This window comes from Methylobacterium sp. EM32 (assembly GCF_040593685.1).
Taxonomy (GTDB): domain Bacteria; phylum Pseudomonadota; class Alphaproteobacteria; order Rhizobiales; family Beijerinckiaceae; genus Methylobacterium.
The window spans coordinates 1-16,532 of record NZ_JBEXZS010000246.1 but is presented as its reverse complement, the minus strand read 5'-3'; the positions used below and the strand labels follow the sequence as shown (position 1 = coordinate 16,532).

Genomic DNA, 16,532 nt, shown 5'->3' with positions numbered 1-16,532 from the left:
GGAGGCCCTGACGATGTTCCATATCGGGCAAGACGGCTGGCTGTTCCTGACCGTCGGGACCAACCGGGCGGCGGACCTCTACGCCAACACCCCGGAGGTCTGGCGCCTACTGCGGGACTGGCGCCGGCTGCTGCTGGCGCGCGCCGCCTGCGCCGAGCGGCTCGGCGCCCGTTACCTGCACCTGTCCTCGCCCGAGAAGCTCAGCGTCTACGACCACAAGTTCGTCGGCGCCGGTCCGGTCCGGGCGTCGCGCTCGCCGACGCGCCGGCTCGGGCAGCTCCTGCGTCTCTCGCCGACGGGGCGCCGGCTATGGGTCGACGCCCTCACGCCGCTGCGGGCCGGGCGCGACGCGGCGGAGCTGTACTACCGCACCGACACGCACTGGACCTCGCACGGCACCTTCGTCGCGTACCGGGCGGTGTGCGAGGCCTGCGGCGCGGCGCCGATCGACGACCTCCTGGAGACGCGGCCGGTCCATACCGCCACCCTCCGGATGGATCTCGGCGAGAAGCTGCAATTCCCGGTGACAGAGACCGCGCCGTACCGGGAGATCCGGCAGCGAGCCCGGATCGCGCAGGAGAACCGGCTCCACGCCCTCGCCCGGCGCGATCCGGACCTCGCCCTCCATACCGGCGTGCAGGTCGGCTTCCGCACCGACGACCCGGCGGCGGACCCGCGCACGCTGCTGGTCTTCGGCTCGTCCTATTCCGGGTACAACGCCCTCGGGCTCACCAGCATGCTCGGGGAGACCTTCCGATGCGTGCACTTCGTCTGGTCGGCGGATATCGACTGGGGCCTCGTCGCGCGGCTGCGCCCGGCGATCCTGCTCACCGAATCGGCCGAGCGCTACATGACCCGGCTGCCCACCGACGGATTCGACGTCGCGCGCTACGAGGACGAGAAGATCGCCCGGCTCCTCGCGGAGAAGCCGGGCCTCGACGTGCCTCGAGCACTGTCCGATTGCGGCGCGATCGTGAGGTGCCCTAGTCCGTGAACACCACCGTCTTGCGGCCGTTGGCGATCACCCGGTCCTCCAGGACGTAGCGCACGGCCCGGGCCAGCACCCGGCGCTCGATGTCGCGGCCCTTGCGCACGAGGTCGTCGGGAGTGTCGCGGTGCGAGATGCGCTCGACGTCCTGCTCGATGATCGGCCCCTCGTCGAGGTCGCCGGTGACGAGGTGCGAGGTGGCGCCGATCAGCTTCACGCCGCGCTCGTGGGCCTGGTGATAGGGCTTGGCGCCCTTGAAGCCGGGCAGGAACGAGTGGTGGATGTTGATGCAGCGCCCCGACAGCTTCTGGGCGAGGTCGTCCGACAGGATCTGCATGTAGCGGGCGAGCACGACGAGCTCCGCGCCGGTCTCCTCGACGAGCCGCCACAGGGCGGCCTCCTGCTGCGGCTTGGTGTCGGCGGTGATCGGCAGATGGTGGAACGGGATTCCGGCGAGGTCGGCCGCGCCGTAGATCTCGCGCGGGTAGTTCGAGACCACGGCGCAGACCTCCATCGGCAACTCGCCGATGCGCCAGCGGTAGAGGAGGTCGTTGAGGCAGTGGTCGAAGCGCGAGACGAGCAGCATCACGCGCCGTCTCTCGGCCCGGTCGCGCAGGGTCCAGTCCATTCGGAAGCGCTGCGCCACCGCCTCGAAGCCCGCGGCCAGCGCGTCCCGCCCCGGCTCGCTCTGCACGGGGTTGAACACGATCCGCATGAAGAAGCGGCCGGTCTCGACGTCGTCGAATTGCTGCGCGTCGAGGATGTTGCAGCCGGCCTCGAACAGGTAGGCCGACACGCCGGCCACGATCCCCGGGACGTTGGTGCAGGAGAGGGAGAGGACGTAGGAGGGGGTGGTCATGGGGATGCGGGCCGGAACGAGGACGTCGCTACGCCCTAGAGCATTTTCCGACGAAGTGGAAACCGGTTCGTCGAAGAAAATGCGGCAAAATCAGAGGCCTAGAGCAGCGCCTGGTTGCAACGTGATCGGGCGCTGCTCTAGGCGATCGTCCCGGGCGTGTGAAGCTCCGGAATGCCCTTACCGACGCCGTCCTTGACGAAAGCCACCCGGTCCCAGGTCACGCCGGGCCGGCGGAGCTGGGCATCCTCGTCCGTCCGGCACAGGAGGCAGCGCAGGCCGTGCACCTCGGCCAGCGCGATCGTCTCGGCGGCGGAGACGTCGAACATCCGGCGCCCGGGCGGCACCGGGCCGTGGCGCAGCGACAGGGCTGCCACGCCGCCGGGCCGCAGCAGGGCGGCGAGGCGCGACATCGCGCGGCAGCGCTCGGCCGCGTCGAGATGCATCCAGACGGCGGTGAGCATCACGACGTCGTAGGCCGCAGCCCGCCCGGCAAGTGCCGGCAGGTCGGGCAGGCCGTCATCCAGCCAGTCGATCAGCGGCGAGGGATGCAGGGCGACCGCCCGCTGGCGCAACTCGGCTGTCGGCTCGACGGCGGTGACCCGGTAGCCGAGGGCGGCGAAGCCCGCCGCATCGCGCCCGGTCCCGGCCCCGATGTCGAGGACGTGGCCCGGCGGCGCGGGCAGGAGCGGCAGGATCGCCGCGTGGATGTCCGAGAAGGCGATGCTCTCGTAGCGCGAGACCAGCGCCTCGGCCTCCGCGGCGTAGCCGGCCGTGCCGCTCGCGCCCGTCATCCGTCCGCCTCTAGCTCCCCGCTCACCATCAGCCATTCCTCCTCCGCGGTCCCCAACGCCGAGGCGGCCTCCGCGCGCATGCGGGCGAGCTCGCCGGCCTTGGCGGCGTCGGTGCGGAAGGCGGTGCCGTCGGCGAGAGCCGCGTCGATCTTGGCGATGGCGGCCGAGAGCTTGGACATGCGCGCCTCCACCGCCTCGAGCTTGCGGCGCAAGGGGGCGAGCGCCGCCCGGCGCTCGGCGTTGGACCGGCGCTCCACCGCCTTTGCGCCGCCAGTGGCTTCCTGGCTCTTCGCCGCGTCCGTCTCCGGGCCGGAGAGCACCAGGCGGCGGTAATCGTCCATGTCGCCGTCGAAGGGCTTCACGGTGCCGTTGCCCACGAGCCAGAGCCGGTCGGCGCAGGCCTCGACCAGGAAGCGGTCGTGGCTCACCAGGATCACCGCGCCCTCGTAGTCGTTGATCGCCTCGACGAGGGCTTGGCGGCTCTCGATGTCGAGGTGGTTGGTCGGCTCGTCGAGGATCAGCAGGTGCGGGCCGTTGAAGGCTGCGAGCCCCATCAGCAGCCGCGCCTTCTCGCCGCCGGAGAGCTGCGAGACCGGGGTGTCGGCCTTGTGGCCGGGGAAGCCGAGGCGGGCGGCCGCGGCGCGGGCCCGCGCCTCCGGCACGTCGGGCATCAGGTCGCGCACATGGGCGTAGGCGCTCTCGGCGGGCCGCAGCTCGTCGAGCTGGTGCTGGGCGAAGTAGGCGACGTTCATCTTGCCCCAGCGCCGCACCTCGCCGGAGAGCGGATCGAGCCGCCCGCCGATCAGCTTGCAGAAGGTCGACTTGCCGTTGCCGTTGGCGCCGAGCAGCGCCACCCGGTCGTCGGGGGCGAGGGTGAGGTTCAGGCCGGTCAGCACCGTGCGGTCGGGATAGCCGGCCTGGACCCGCTCCATCGCGACCAGCGGCGGGGAGAGGGCGCGCTCCGGGCTCGGCAGGTGGATCACCGGCACGTCGTCCTCGATGAGCGCCGCGATCGGCTCCATCTTGGCGAGCCGCTTCATCCGCGACTGGGCCTGGCGCGCCTTGGTGGCCTTGGCCTTGAAGCGGTCGACGAAGCTCTGGAGATGGGCGCGCTCGGCCTCCTGCTTCACCCGGGCCTTGGCCTGGAGCATCCGCTTCTCGGCGAGCTGGCGGGCGAACGAGGTGTAGCCGCCGCGATAGAGCGTGAGCTTGCCGCGGTCGAGGTGGAGGATGTGGTCGACGGAGGTGTCGAGCAGGTCGCGGTCGTGGCTGATGATCAGCGCGGTGCGGGGGTAGCGCTCGAGGTAGTCGTAGAGCCAGAGCGTCCCTTCGATGTCGAGGTAGTTGGTCGGCTCGTCGAGCAGGAGCAGGTCCGGCTCGGAGAACAGCACGGCGGCGAGCGCCACCCGCATGCGCCAGCCGCCGGAGAAATCGGAGCAGGGCCGCCCTTGCGCCTCCGCGTCGAAGCCGAGGCCGTGCAGGATCGCGGCGGCCCGGGCCGGGGCCGAGTGGGCGTCGATGTCGACGAGCCGGGTCTCGATCTCGGCCCGGCGCAAGCCATCGGCGGTCTCGGCCTCGGCGAGCAGCCGCGCCCGCTCGGTATCGGCGGCGAGCACCACCGCGTGCAGGGTCTCGGGACCGGCCGGCGCCTCCTGGGCGACGCCGCCGACCCGCGTGCCCTTCGGCAGCCCGATCGTGCCGCCTTCCGTGGGGATCTCGCCCTGGATGATGCGGAACAAGGTGGTCTTGCCGGCGCCGTTGCGGCCGACGATCCCGACCCGTGCCCGCTCGGGCAGGGCGAAGCCGGCTTGGTCGAGGATCAGGCGGTCGCCGATCCGGTAGGTGAGGTCGTTCACGCGGAGCATGGCCGGCGTTGTGGCGGCGGCGGGCGTGGGAGGCAAGGGGCGGTGCGTCGCGCCGCACGGTCTACGGCGACGGAGGTTGCTCGCGGGCGCTCGCCGGTTCGGTGGGACCGGTTCGGGTGAGACCGCGGGTTTGATCGAGGCGATCGGATCTCGCGATCCCGCCTGCGCTCTCACGCCGTGGACGTCATCCCTTCTCCATAAGGGCAGGGCTGTCCGGGGAGAGACGAGGCGCGGATATTCTCCTCTCCCCGCGGGCGGGGAGAGGCCTGAGCTCCGAAGGGGCTCAGGGAGCCCGAAGGGCGGGGGTGAGGGGGTATCTCCGGATGAGGCTCCTCCGGAGACACCCCCTCACCCCCGCTCCGGCTTCGCCTGCGCTTGCCGTGTCCCCTGGACGGCGACACGGCCCTCTCCCCGCCCGCGGGGAGAGGGGAAACCCGAGCTTCGGCTTTCCCCGGACAGCCCCGCGCTATGTCGTTTCCTCGGACAGCCCTGCCACGGGGGAAGAGGAGGCTCGCTCAATCTTTATCTGGCAGCCGGATCAAGCAGAATTGGTCTCATTCCGGCGCAGTGCCGCAGAGTTCGGTCGATATCAGCTTGATCAAGAAAGTCGGACGACGTCTATCCGTCGCCGATCGGAGCAGCGGATGGTTAAAGTTGAATCTGTCGATGGAGAAAGAAACGCTCAAGAAGAATGGTGCCCGGGGACGGAGTCGAACCGCCGACACTGCGATTTTCAGTCGCATGCTCTACCAACTGAGCTACCCGGGCGCACCGGCCGCGCAGGGCGACGGTCCAAGCACCAGAGATCGTCCTTATTCAAGGACGGCACCACTCACGTCAGGGACGAGGAAGTGGTGCCCGGGGACGGAGTCGAACCGCCGACACTGCGATTTTCAGTCGCATGCTCTACCAACTGAGCTACCCGGGCCCGCCGGCTGCGTGGGGCAGCGGCGTTGAGCGGGGGTATAGAGACGCTCGGATCGCCTGTCCAGCCGTCTCCTGCGGGCGCGCGGGGGATTGTTTGCCGGCGCCCGGCACGTCGCCGTCACCCTTCTGCTGCCCGGCGCCGGCGGGGCGCGCGGCCCGGGCTCGCCGGGCTGCGCGGGCGGCGGGTGCGGGGCTTCTTCGCCGAGGCGTCCCGGGTGGCGGCGTCGCGGGCGGGGGCCGCCTGGGTGCCGGAGCGCGGACCGTCGTCGCCCGCATGGGCGTCGAGGAAGGCGCGGCAGGCGGCGAAGTCGGTTTCGATCTCGGGCGGCAGCGCCTCCAGGCGCTTCGCCCGGGCGAGCGAGGCGGCGAAGCGCAGCATCGCCGGGGTCGGGGGCCGGGTCGCGCCGTTGCCGGACGGCGCCATCTTCGGTCCCGCATGGGTGTTGAGGAAGACCCGGCAGGCGCCGGCATCCCGCTTGGCCTCCGGGGGGAGGGGGATTCCCTTGCGGGCGGCGAGCGAGGTGGCGAACGACACCATCGCGGCAGTCGGCGCGCGGCCGCTGCGGGGCGGAACCTCGCCCTCCACCGCCAGGCGCTCGGCGCCCGAGACCGCGCCGATCAGCGCCTCGACCCGCTCGCGGGTGCGCTGGCGGAAGGCGTTCGCCCGGCGCAACGCCTCGTCCTTCGTCGTCGCCCGGCCGATCTCGGCCAGCTCCGATTCGAACACCGCCCGCCCGACCGGATCGCCATAGGCTGGAAAGACCCGGCGCACCGCGGCGACGAAGGCGAGGCCGACCTCCGTCACGGTGATCGCCGGATCCTTGCCCTTCAGCAGCGTGACGTAGTGGCTCTTCATCAGCTTCGGCAGCACCGCGTCGCGGGTCGCCGCGGTGCCGAGGCCCTTCGGCTCGGTCGGGTTGGCGGGGTTCTCCAGCGCCCGCTTCAGGGCCGGGTCCTCGATCTGGTCGATCAGACGGCCCATCACCACCGGCAACTCGCCCCGGGTGATGCGCCGGGGCGGCTCGGTCCGGGCAGTCTCGACCTTCGGCTTTCCGCCGGTGCCGGCCTCGCCGTCGCGGACCGGCGGCAGGCGGCCGGTGGTCGGCTCGTCGTCGGCCTTGGCCTTGCCGGGCACGACCTCGTCGTCGTCGGCCTCGGTGCCGTAGAGGGCGCGCCAGCCCGGCACCTTCACCACGCTGCCGGTGATGACGAAGCGCTTCGCGCCCAGCGGCGTCGGGACGTCGGCCGTGACCGTGGTGCGGGCGTCGATCCCGTCGGCCATGTGCGCGGCGAGGAAGTTCTTGGCGACGAGCAGCCAGAGCTTCTGCGCGTCGGGCGCGACGTCGCCCGGCCCCGGCACCTTGCGCAGGGGCACGATGGCGTGGTGCTCGCCCGGATCCTTGACGTAATGGCCCTTCGGCCCGCGGCGGATCTGCGGCGTCGCAGGGATATGCGCGGCGAGGTCCTTGTCGACGGGGGCGATCGCCGCGAGCACCGCGGCGGCGTCCTTGGCCTGCGATTCGGGCAGGTGCACCGATTCGGTGCGGGGATAGCTCAGGAAGCCCTTGTCGTAGAGCGCCTGCGCGTGGCGCGCCGTGACTTGCGGGTCCCAGCCGAAGCGCTTGGCGCAGGCTCGCGCCAGGGTGTCCTTCGAGAAGAGTTTTGGCGGTGCCCGGCGCACGTCCTTCTGGACCACCGCGAGCGGGCCGGCCCAGCCCTCGGCCGCATCGCGGATCGCCTCGGCGTCCTTGATGTCGAAGATCTTGTCCTTCGGCGCGTGCCAGAGCGTCAGCTTCGCACCGCTCTCCGTCGTCACCGGCAGGGCGATCTTGTAGAAGTCCCGCGGCACGAAATTCCGGATGCGCTCCTCGAGATCGGCGAGGATGGCGAGCGTCGGCGTCTGCACCCCGCCGAAGCGCCACGGCTCGCGGAAGGCCGGCGGGCGCAGGCGCAGGGACACCGCCCGCGTGCCGTTGAGGCCGAGATGCCAGTCCTCGTATTGCCGGCACAGGGCCTCGAGATAGGCGGCGTAGTCGCGCTCGCCGGAATCGTCTTCTTTCGCCAGCAGCCCGAAGGCGCGGCGGATCGAGATCTCGTCGAGGGCGCCGAGGCGCAGGCGATCGACCCGGCCGCGCCAGCCGAGATGCTCCAGCACCTCCCAGGCGATCATCGAGCCCTCGCGGCCCGGATCGGTGGCGATGATCACCCGCTCGACCCCGTCGAGCGCCTGGCGGATCGCCGCGAGCTTCGGGGCGTGCGACTGGCCCGAGCGGCCGTGGCCGGGGGCGACCGGCAGGCGCTCCATCGCGATAGGCAGCGCGTCGAAGCGCCAGGGCTTCCAGTCCGGCCGGATCTCCCCGGGCTCGGCCACCTCCAGGAGATGCCCCTCGGCGGCGACGCAGACCGTGCTCGGCGAGCGGAAGAACCGCTGCACCTGGCGCATCGCCGAGGGCTTCTCGAAGAAGAAGAGGGTTTTGCCGGACGCTCGACCGGCGGAGGTGGCCTGCGCCATGGAAGCGGGTCGCTCCTGGACGGGCGGGCGGCCCGAACGAAGCAGGAACATACCGGAGGGGCCCCGGAGCGGTCAACGGTCGGATCCCATGTTCCCCGCTAGGCTGGTCGCCCAAGCGCCGGTCACGCGCTGCCCCGAAACACCGCTTGCGCCCCGCCCATTCCTCACATAAAGATATCTTTATGTTTCAAGTCGGAGGCGAGGAACCCCTCGATATGATCCCCACCGTCCCCTTCGCCGACGCTCTGGGCGTGCTGCGCGCCGCGGCGGAGGAGACGCGCCTGCGCATCCTGGTGCTGCTCGGCGAGGGCGAGCTGTCGGTCTCCGACCTCACCGACATCCTCGGCCAGTCGCAGCCGCGGATCTCGCGCCACCTCAAGCTCCTGGTCGAGGCCGGGCTGGTGGTGCGCCACCGCGAGGGCGCCTGGGCGTTTTTCCGCTTGCGCGAGGGCGCGGCGGGGCTGGTGGCGCCCCTGGTCGCGGCGCTCGACGTCGCCGAGCCGCCGCTCTCCGAGGACCGGGCGCGGCTCCAGGCGGTGCGGGCCCAGCGCGCGGACGCCGCGCAGAACTTCTTCGCGCGGCTCGCGCCGCAATGGGACCGGGTACGCTCGCTCCACGTGCCGGAGGCCACCGTCGAGGCGGCGGTGCTCGACGTGCTGGGTGGAGGGCCCATCGGCAGCCTCGTCGATCTCGGCACCGGCACCGGGCGCATGCTCGGCCTGCTCGCGCCCCGGGCCGCCCGGGCGACCGGGCTCGACGCCAACCACGCCATGCTGTCGGTGGCCCGCGCCAACCTGGAGCGGCAGGGCTTGACCCGGATCGACCTGCGCCAGGGCGACATCCACGCGCCGCCCTTCGGGCGGGCGAGCTTCGACCTCGTGCTGATCCACCAGGTGCTGCACTACCTCGACGACCCGGCCCGGGCCCTGCGCGAGGCCGCCCGCCTCGTCGCTCCCGGCGGACGCCTGCTGGTGGTCGATTTCGCGCCCCACAGCCTCGAATTCCTCCGCGCGGACGAGGCGCATCGCCGCCTCGGCTTCGCCCCCGAGCAGGTCGCCGGCTGGCTCTCCGAGGCCGGCCTCACCGACGTGCGGCTGCGCCATCTCGCGCCCTCCGGGGCTGCGGAGCACCAGCTCACCGTCACGCTCTGGCTCGCCCATCACCCGGAAGCGGCCGCCGGTCTGCCCGACCGCGCCGTCGCCTGACCCCCGCTTCTCCGATTTTCTGCCCGAGGCCGCCGATGTACCCCACCGCCTTCCGCCCGAGCCGCGAGAGCCGCCGCCCGATCCGGGTGTCGTTCGAGTTCTTCCCGCCCAAGTCCCCGGAGATGGAGGCGACCCTGTGGTCGTCGATCGAGCGCCTGGCGCCGCTCGGCCCCAGCTTCGTCTCGGTGACCTATGGCGCCGGCGGCTCGACCCGCGAGCGCACCCACAATACCGTGTCGCGCCTGGTGCGCGAGACCGACCTGAAGCCCGCCGCCCACCTCACCTGCGTGGCGGCGACGAAGGGTGAGGTCGACGACGTGGTGCGGGCCTATCACGAGGCCGGCGTGCGCCACATCGTGGCCCTGCGCGGCGACCCGGCGGAGGGCGTCGGCACCGCCTACACGGCGCATCCGGGCGGCTACGAGCGCTCCTGCGACCTCGTCGCCGGCATCAAGCGCATCGGCGACTTCGAGGTCTCGGTCTCGGCCTACCCCGAGCGCCACCCGGAGGCCGGCTCCCTCGACCAGGACCTCGACGCGCTGAAGGCCAAGGTCGATTGCGGCGCCGACCGTGCCATCACCCAGTTCTTCTTCGACAACGACCTGTTCTTCCGCTACCTCGACCGGGTGCAGTCGCGCGGCATCGACATCCCGATCATCCCGGGCATCCTGCCGGTGCAGAACTTCAAGCAGGCGGCCAACTTCGCCCGCCGCACCGGCGCCTCGGTGCCGGACTGGCTCGCCGCCCGCTTCGAGGGGCTGGAGGACGACGTCGCCACCCGCAAGCTTGTGGCCGCGGCGGTGGCCGCCGAGCAGGTTCTGGACCTCGTTGACCGTGGCGTCACCGACTTCCACTTCTACACCATGAACCGCGCCGACCTCGTCTACGCGATCTGCCATCTGCTGGGCTTGCGTGCGGCGCCGGTGGCGGCGGAGAAGGCGGCGGCCTGACCATTCTCGCTCCCTCGCTATTAAAAGGTTCCCGGGCCGCGTGATGCGGCCCGGCTCGATTCTGTCTCGACCGCACTGCCCGACATTCGCTGGAATCCCACCCCGATGACCGACTTCCCCCCCGCCGACGGTGCCGAAATCCTGACCGCCCTGCGCCGGCGCGCGGCGGAGAAAATCCTCGTCCTCGACGGGGCGATGGGCACGGTGATCCAGCGCCTCGGCCTGACCGAGGCCGATTTCCGCAGCGACCGGTTCCGCGATCACGCCCACGACCAGAAGGGCAACAACGACCTCCTGATCCTCACTCAGCCCGACGCGATCCGGCAGATCCACCTCGATTACTTCCTCGCCGGCACCGACGTCGTCGAGACCAACACCTTCTCGGGTACCACGATCGCTCAAGCCGATTACGGCATGGAGCCGATCATTCATGAGCTGAACGCGCAGGGCGCGCGCCTCGCCCGCGAGGCGGCCTTGCTCGCCGAGAAGGAGGACGGGCGCCGCCGCTTCGTCGCCGGGGCGATCGGCCCGACGAACCGCACCCTGTCGATCTCGCCGGACGTCAACAATCCGGGCTATCGCGCCGTGACCTTCGACCAGGTCCGCGAGGCCTATGCCGAGCAGGTGCGCGGCCTGATCGCTGGCGGCGCGGAACTCATCCTGATCGAGACGGTCTTCGACACGCTGAACGCCAAGGCGGCGGTGGCGGCGGCCTGGCAGGTTTTTGACGAGACCGGCACCCGCCTGCCGATCATGATCTCGGGCACCATCACCGACCTCTCCGGCCGCACCCTGTCGGGCCAGACCCCGACCGCCTTCTGGCACTCGCTGCGCCACGCCGAGCCGCTGACCTTTGGCCTCAACTGCGCCCTCGGCGCCCGCGAGATGCGCGCCCATATCGACGAGCTGTCGCGCACCTGCGACACCCTGGTCTGCGCCTACCCCAATGCCGGCCTGCCGAACGAATTCGGCCTCTACGACGAGAGCCCGGAAGCGATGGCAAAGCTCGTCGGCGAGTTCGCCGAGAGCGGCCTCGTCAACATGGTCGGCGGCTGCTGCGGCACCACGCCGGACCACATCCGCGCCATCGCCGGGGCGGTGGCCGGCAAGGCGCCGCGCCGGGTGCCGACCGTGAAGCCCCTGATGCGCCTGTCCGGCCTCGAGCCCTTCACGCTGACGCCCGAGATCCCGTTCGTGAACGTCGGCGAGCGTACCAACGTCACCGGCTCGGCGCGCTTCCGCAAGCTCGTCACCAACGGCGACTACGCCGCCGCCCTCGACGTCGCCCGCGACCAGGTCGCCGCGGGCGCCCAGGTGATCGACATCAACATGGACGAGGGCCTGCTCGACTCCCAGAAGGCGATGGTCGAGTTCCTCAACCTCGTCGCCGCCGAGCCCGACATCGCCCGGGTGCCGGTGATGATCGATTCCTCGAAATTCCCGGTCATCGAGGCCGGCCTCAAATGCGTGCAGGGCAAGGCGATCGTGAACTCGATCTCCCTTAAGGAGGGAGAGGAGAAGTTCATCGCGGAAGCCAAGATCTGCCGCGCCTACGGCGCCGCCGTGGTGGTGATGGCCTTCGACGAGCAGGGCCAGGCCGATTCGCTGGAGCGCAAGGTCGCGATCTGCATCCGCGCCTACCAGGTTTTGACCGAGAAGGTCGGCTTCCCGCCCGAGGACATCATCTTCGATCCCAACGTCTTCGCGGTGGCGACCGGCATCGAGGAGCATGACGGCTACGGCGTCGCCTTCATCGAGGCGGCGCGGATCATCCGCGAGACCCTGCCCCACGCCCATATCTCGGGCGGCATCTCGAACCTGTCCTTCGCCTTCCGCGGCAACGAGCCGGTGCGCGAGGCGATGCACGCGGTGTTCCTGTACCACGCGATCAAGGTCGGCATGGATATGGGCATCGTGAATGCCGGCCAGCTCGCGGTCTACGACGAGCTGCCGCCGGAGCTGCGCGAGCTGTGCGAGGACGTCGTCCTCAACCGCCGCTCGGACGCGACCGAGCGCCTGCTCGACGCCGCGGCCCGCTTCAAGGAGGGCGGGCAGGCGCGCGACAAGGGTACCGACCTCGCCTGGCGCGAGGCGCCGGTCGAGAAGCGCCTGGAGCACGCGCTCGTCAACGGCATCACCGAGTACATCGAGGCCGACACCGAGGAGGCCCGCGCCAAGGCCGAGCGGCCGCTCCACGTCATCGAGGGCCCGCTGATGGCCGGCATGAACGTGGTCGGCGACCTGTTCGGCGCGGGAAAGATGTTCCTGCCGCAGGTGGTGAAGTCGGCCCGCGTCATGAAGCAGGCGGTGGCCTACCTGATGCCGTTCATGGAGGCGGAGAAGGCCGCCAACGGGGGCGTCGGCGGGCGGCAGGCCGCCGGCAAGGTGCTGATGGCGACCGTGAAGGGCGACGTCCACGACATCGGCAAGAACATCGTCGGCGTCGTGCTCGCGTGCAACAACTACGAGATCATCGACCTCGGCGTGATGGTGCCGGCGGCGAAGATCCTGGATACCGCGCGGCGTGAGAACGTCGACATCGTCGGCCTGTCGGGCCTGATCACGCCCTCCCTCGACGAGATGGTCCACGTCGCGGCCGAGATGGAGCGCGAGGGCTTCGACGTGCCGCTGCTGATCGGCGGCGCGACGACGAGCCGGGTCCACACCGCGGTGAAGATCCACCCGGCCTACGCCAAGGGCCAGGCGGTCTACGTGACGGATGCCAGCCGCGCCGTCGGCGTGGTCTCGAACCTGCTCTCGCCGGACTCGAAGGTGCAGACGATTCAAGCGGTGCGCGCCGAGTACAAGCGCGTCGCCGAGGCCCATGCCCGCTCGGAGGCCGACAAGCAGCGCCTGCCGCTCGCACGAGCTCGCGCCAACGCCTTCAAGGTGGACTGGTCGGCGTGCACGCCGGTCAAGCCGACCTTCACCGGCACGCGGGTGTTCCGCAGCTACGACGTGGCGGAACTCGTCCCTTACATCGACTGGACGCCATTCCTGCAGACCTACGAGTTCAAGGGCCGCTACCCGGCGATCCTCGACGATCCCGAGCAGGGGCCGGCCGCCCGCGCCCTGTTCGAGGACGCGCAGGCCATGCTGCGCCAGATCGTCGAGGAGCGCTGGTTCAACCCGAAGGCGGTGATCGGCTTCTGGCCGGCCAACGCGGTCGGCGACGACATCCGGCTGTTCACCGGCGAGAGCCGGACCGACACGCTCGCGACCTTCCACGGCCTGCGCCAGCAGCTCTCGAAGCGCGACGGGCGTCCGAATACCTGCCTGTCGGACTTTGTGGCGCCGGTGGAGAGCGGGCTCCCCGACTATGTCGGCGGCTTCGTCGTCACGGCGGGCCTGGAGGAGGTGCGGATCGCCGAGCGCTTCGAGCGCCAGAACGACGATTACAAGTCGATCCTGGTCAAGGCGCTGGCCGACCGCATCGCCGAGGCCTTCGCCGAGCGGATGCACGAGCGGGTGCGCCGCGAGTTCTGGGCCTACGCGGCGGACGAGTCCTATACGCCGGCCGAACTCGTCACCGAGCCCTATGCCGGCATCCGCCCGGCGCCGGGCTACCCGGCCCAACCCGACCACACCGAGAAGACGACCCTGTTCGATCTGCTCCAGGCGGAGCCGCGCATCGGCGTCAAGCTCACCGAATCCTACGCGATGTGGCCGGGCTCCTCGGTCTCGGGCCTCTACCTCGCCCATCCGGACGCACATTATTTCGGCGTCGCCAAGGTCGAGCGCGACCAGGTCGAGGATTACGCCGCCCGCAAGGGCATGGACGTGGCCGAGGTCGAGCGCTGGCTCGGGCCTGTGCTGAACTACGACACGGCGCGGTATCGGGCGGCGGCGGAGTAGGGGGTGCTTGCCTTCGGGGGCGGCCCGTCGTCACGATGGGTCGTCATCCCGGAGGTGCGCATGAATGCAAAAGACGAATCGGTGCCGGGACGCTGGGATTGGCTCCAGGCGCGTATTCGGCCGCTCGAACCCGATGTGGAGGCGGCTCTGAACGAGCTGGTGCCCGAGCCCTCCGAGGTGCCGATCGAAATCCCCGAGAACTGGGACTGGATGCGCCGCGTCGTCGGCCCGCTGGACGACGATTTCGAGCGGGCGGCGACCGAGGAGTTGCCTCTGCCTCCGGACGACCCGGTGGAGGACCCGGACTCCACCCCCTGACCCGGGCTTGACCGCCGCCGCCGGCCCGGCTCAAAGCTGGGCTTGAGGATGCGGGAAGGACCGGGAATGCGGACAGGACCAGGGAGGCTCGCCCTCGTCGCCGTGGCGGGCGCCGTCGTGGCGGCGGCCGGCTGCACCGAATTCTCCTACATCTCGAAGACCTATGTCGGCCTCCAGCCGCAGGTGGTCACGATCGGCTGCAACGACCCCTACGAGGTCTACGACCAGCGCCAGCAGCGCAAGGTCCTGATTGTTTCTAATCACCTCCGCGAGGTCGCCGGCTGCGGCCTGGAGGGCAAGGACCCGGCCCTGACCCGGCGGCGCCGCTTCTCCGAGGCCGCCGCGAGCTACCTGCGCGAAACGGCGCGGGAGACCTGCACCATCGTCGGCGAGACGGTGTTCACCGATCTCCAGACCGAGTTCGTCTATTCCTGCGCCGAGCCGATCGAGAAGCCCGGCACCAAGGTGCCGCGCCTGCCGGGCCGCTACTGAACCCTGCACCTGCTTTCCGAACCACGCTCCCCTCGCGGCGTTGGCCCCTGACGGCGGTTCCGCGCCAGATCGAGGGAGGGGTTGAGCCTTGCGTCGCGTCCTGGCTGCCAGTCTGCTGCTCTGTCTCGCTCAGGCGGCGAGTGCGGAGGCGCCGTTCGCCCTCCGCTTCGTCGCGCCCGAGCGCTACACCGACGCGGAAAGCCGCCTCGGCTCCGGGCCGACCCTGCGGGCGACGATCGGCGGATTGGACCGGATTTTTCGCGAGCTTGCCGGGCGGACGCTCCAGCCCGGGCAGAGCCTGACCGTCGACGTCCTCGACGTCGATCTCGCCGGCACCGACCTGCCGGGCGCCGGTCCCACCGCCCCGCGCCTCGTCACCGACGTCACCCCGCCGCGCCTGCGCCTGCGCTACGCCCTGAGGGAGCGTGGCCGCCTCGTCCTGGAGGCGGAGGAGACGGTGACAGACATCAACTTCCTGCTCCGCGCGCGGCCGGGCGGGCAATCCGCCCTCGCTTACGAGCGCGACATCCTGGCCGACTGGTTCACCGCGCGGATCGGTCGGCGGGAGCCGCCGCGAGGATGACGGCCACCGGCCAGAGCCCTTCACGATCGCGCTGCAATCGCGAAGGGCTCTGGGTCTTTGATTTCGCCGCATTTCCGGCGACGAACCGGCATCGACCTCGTCGAAAAATGCCCTAACCCTCGTCCGGGGCCGGCGGATGCGGGAAGGTGCGCTCGGCCGCGTCGCCGGCCGCCGCCAGCATCGCCCGGGCGAAGCGGCGCGCCTCGGCCCGGTCGAGGGCGATCGCCGCCGTGACCGGCGCGCCGTCGAGGTCGGCGAGGTCGAGTTCGAGCCGCACGCCCGCCTCGGTCGGCGTCACCCGCAGGGTCCAGTCGCGATCGCTCATCCGTCCGCTTCAGCTGTTCGAGGGCGCAAGGCCCAATCCTCGGCCCTATAGACCAATTTCCGGACAGGTCGATGGGTCCGCCGCCGTTGACGGCACGGCGGTCGCCGTGGTCGACCCGCGCCGGGACACCCCCTGCAGCGAACCGAGGAATCGCAGATGAGCGAGATCGTCTTCCGCACCGGCGAGGCCACGGTGCTGGCCGCCGAGGGCCAGTATACCGACGCGATGCCGGAGGTGCTGATCGGCTCGGTGCGCGGGCCGGTCGGCCAGGCCTTCGCCTCGATGATGGGGCAGGTCCAGGGCCACACCCGCATGTTCGTGGTGCGCGACATCAATCAGCTGGTCCGCCCGGCCACGATGATGACCACCAAGGCGACGATCCACACCGCCGAGTACGTCGAACTGCTCGGCGGCGTGGTCCAGGCCGCGACCGGCGACGCCATCGTCGATTGCATCATCGAGGGCATCCTGCCCCGCGACGGGCTCGACGAGCTGTGCATGATCATCATGATCTGGCTCGACCCGCGCTGCCCCGAGGACCCGAACCTCGACCGTAAGGACCTCTACCGCACCAATTACGAGGCGACGAAGCTCGCCATCGCCCGGGCCTTGAGGGGCGAGCCGACGGTCGACGAGCTGATCGCCAACCGCCGCACCGTGCGCCACTACGCCCTCGAGGGCGTGCTCGACGAAGACACCTAGAGCGGCGGGGGGGGGGGGGGGGGGGGGGGGGGGGGGGGGGGGGGGGGGGGGGGGGGGGGGGGTTGGGGGGGGGGGGGGGGGGGGGGGGGGGGGGGGGGGGGGGGGGGGGGGGGGGGGGGGGGGGGGGGGGGGGGGGGGGGGGGGGGGGGGGGGGGGGGGG

General features: G+C 71.0%; 13 protein-coding genes and 2 tRNA genes. 8 read left to right on the top strand and 7 right to left on the bottom strand.

The genetic code is table 11. The features are described from left to right. The first annotated feature begins 13 nt into the window (after positions 1-13). Positions 14-994 (top strand): alginate O-acetyltransferase AlgX-related protein, encoded by a 981-nt coding sequence (locus ABZT49_RS31005; protein WP_355292023.1) that lies wholly within the window; start codon positions 14-16, stop codon positions 992-994. Here ABZT49_RS31005 and purU read toward each other — a convergent pair. The 6 genes from purU to ABZT49_RS30975 all read right to left on the bottom strand — a co-directional run bounded on the left by purU (position 984) and on the right by ABZT49_RS30975 (position 7,942). Continuing rightward, positions 984-1,847, bottom strand: a complete 864-nt coding sequence (gene purU / locus ABZT49_RS31000) for a formyltetrahydrofolate deformylase (protein WP_355292021.1) — start codon at positions 1,845-1,847, stop codon at positions 984-986. The two genes, ABZT49_RS31005 and purU, sit on opposite strands and share 11 nt — an antisense overlap. Before the next feature lie 137 nt (positions 1,848-1,984). Next, on the bottom strand, positions 1,985-2,638 hold the full coding sequence (locus ABZT49_RS30995; RefSeq protein WP_355292019.1) for a class I SAM-dependent methyltransferase: 654 nt from the start codon (positions 2,636-2,638) through the stop codon (positions 1,985-1,987). After that, a complete protein-coding gene (locus tag ABZT49_RS30990; RefSeq protein WP_355292017.1) occupies positions 2,635-4,503 on the bottom strand; it encodes an ABC-F family ATP-binding cassette domain-containing protein in 1,869 nt (622 codons plus the stop codon). The genes ABZT49_RS30995 and ABZT49_RS30990 overlap by 4 nt, the downstream gene beginning before the upstream one ends. A 692-nt stretch (positions 4,504-5,195) precedes the next feature. Then, positions 5,196-5,271, bottom strand: a tRNA-Phe gene (locus ABZT49_RS30985). An 84-nt stretch (positions 5,272-5,355) separates the two neighbouring features. Further along, positions 5,356-5,431: transfer RNA gene (locus tag ABZT49_RS30980), tRNA-Phe, on the bottom strand. A 117-nt stretch (positions 5,432-5,548) separates the two neighbouring features. Continuing rightward, positions 5,549-7,942 (bottom strand): DNA topoisomerase, encoded by a 2,394-nt coding sequence (locus tag ABZT49_RS30975; protein ID WP_355292015.1) that lies wholly within the window; start codon positions 7,940-7,942, stop codon positions 5,549-5,551. Between the two features lie 215 nt (positions 7,943-8,157). Between ABZT49_RS30975 and ABZT49_RS30970 the strand changes: the two genes are divergently transcribed. From ABZT49_RS30970 to ABZT49_RS30945, 6 genes are all read left to right on the top strand, one after another. Beyond that, positions 8,158-9,147, top strand: a complete 990-nt coding sequence (locus ABZT49_RS30970; protein WP_355292013.1) for a metalloregulator ArsR/SmtB family transcription factor — start codon at positions 8,158-8,160, stop codon at positions 9,145-9,147. A 35-nt stretch (positions 9,148-9,182) separates the two neighbouring features. Continuing rightward, complete coding sequence (gene metF / locus ABZT49_RS30965; RefSeq protein ID WP_355292011.1) at positions 9,183-10,097, top strand: methylenetetrahydrofolate reductase [NAD(P)H]; 915 nt, start codon at positions 9,183-9,185, stop codon at positions 10,095-10,097. 105 nt (positions 10,098-10,202) lie between these two features. Next, positions 10,203-13,952 carry a methionine synthase gene (metH, locus tag ABZT49_RS30960; protein ID WP_355292009.1) on the top strand — a complete coding sequence of 1,250 codons (3,750 nt, stop codon included), beginning with the start codon at positions 10,203-10,205 and terminating at the stop codon, positions 13,950-13,952. Positions 13,953-14,012: 60 nt separating this feature from the next. After that, positions 14,013-14,270 (top strand): hypothetical protein, encoded by a 258-nt coding sequence (locus tag ABZT49_RS30955; protein WP_355292007.1) that lies wholly within the window; start codon positions 14,013-14,015, stop codon positions 14,268-14,270. A 66-nt stretch (positions 14,271-14,336) separates the two neighbouring features. Further along, positions 14,337-14,762 (top strand): hypothetical protein, encoded by a 426-nt coding sequence (locus tag ABZT49_RS30950; protein ID WP_355292005.1) that lies wholly within the window; start codon positions 14,337-14,339, stop codon positions 14,760-14,762. Between the two features lie 88 nt (positions 14,763-14,850). Next, positions 14,851-15,345, top strand: a complete 495-nt coding sequence (locus ABZT49_RS30945; RefSeq protein WP_355292003.1) for a DUF3016 domain-containing protein — start codon at positions 14,851-14,853, stop codon at positions 15,343-15,345. Positions 15,346-15,457: 112 nt separating this feature from the next. On the opposite strand, the gene ABZT49_RS30940 is transcribed toward ABZT49_RS30945, so the two are convergent. Then, positions 15,458-15,670, bottom strand: coding sequence for a hypothetical protein (locus ABZT49_RS30940; protein WP_355292001.1), 213 nt, complete (start codon positions 15,668-15,670; stop codon positions 15,458-15,460). A 156-nt stretch (positions 15,671-15,826) separates the two neighbouring features. Between ABZT49_RS30940 and ABZT49_RS30935 the strand changes: the two genes are divergently transcribed. Next, entirely contained in the window at positions 15,827-16,372 is a 546-nt protein-coding gene (locus ABZT49_RS30935; RefSeq protein ID WP_355292000.1) for a formaldehyde-activating enzyme, read from the top strand. Positions 16,373-16,532 lie beyond the last annotated feature (160 nt).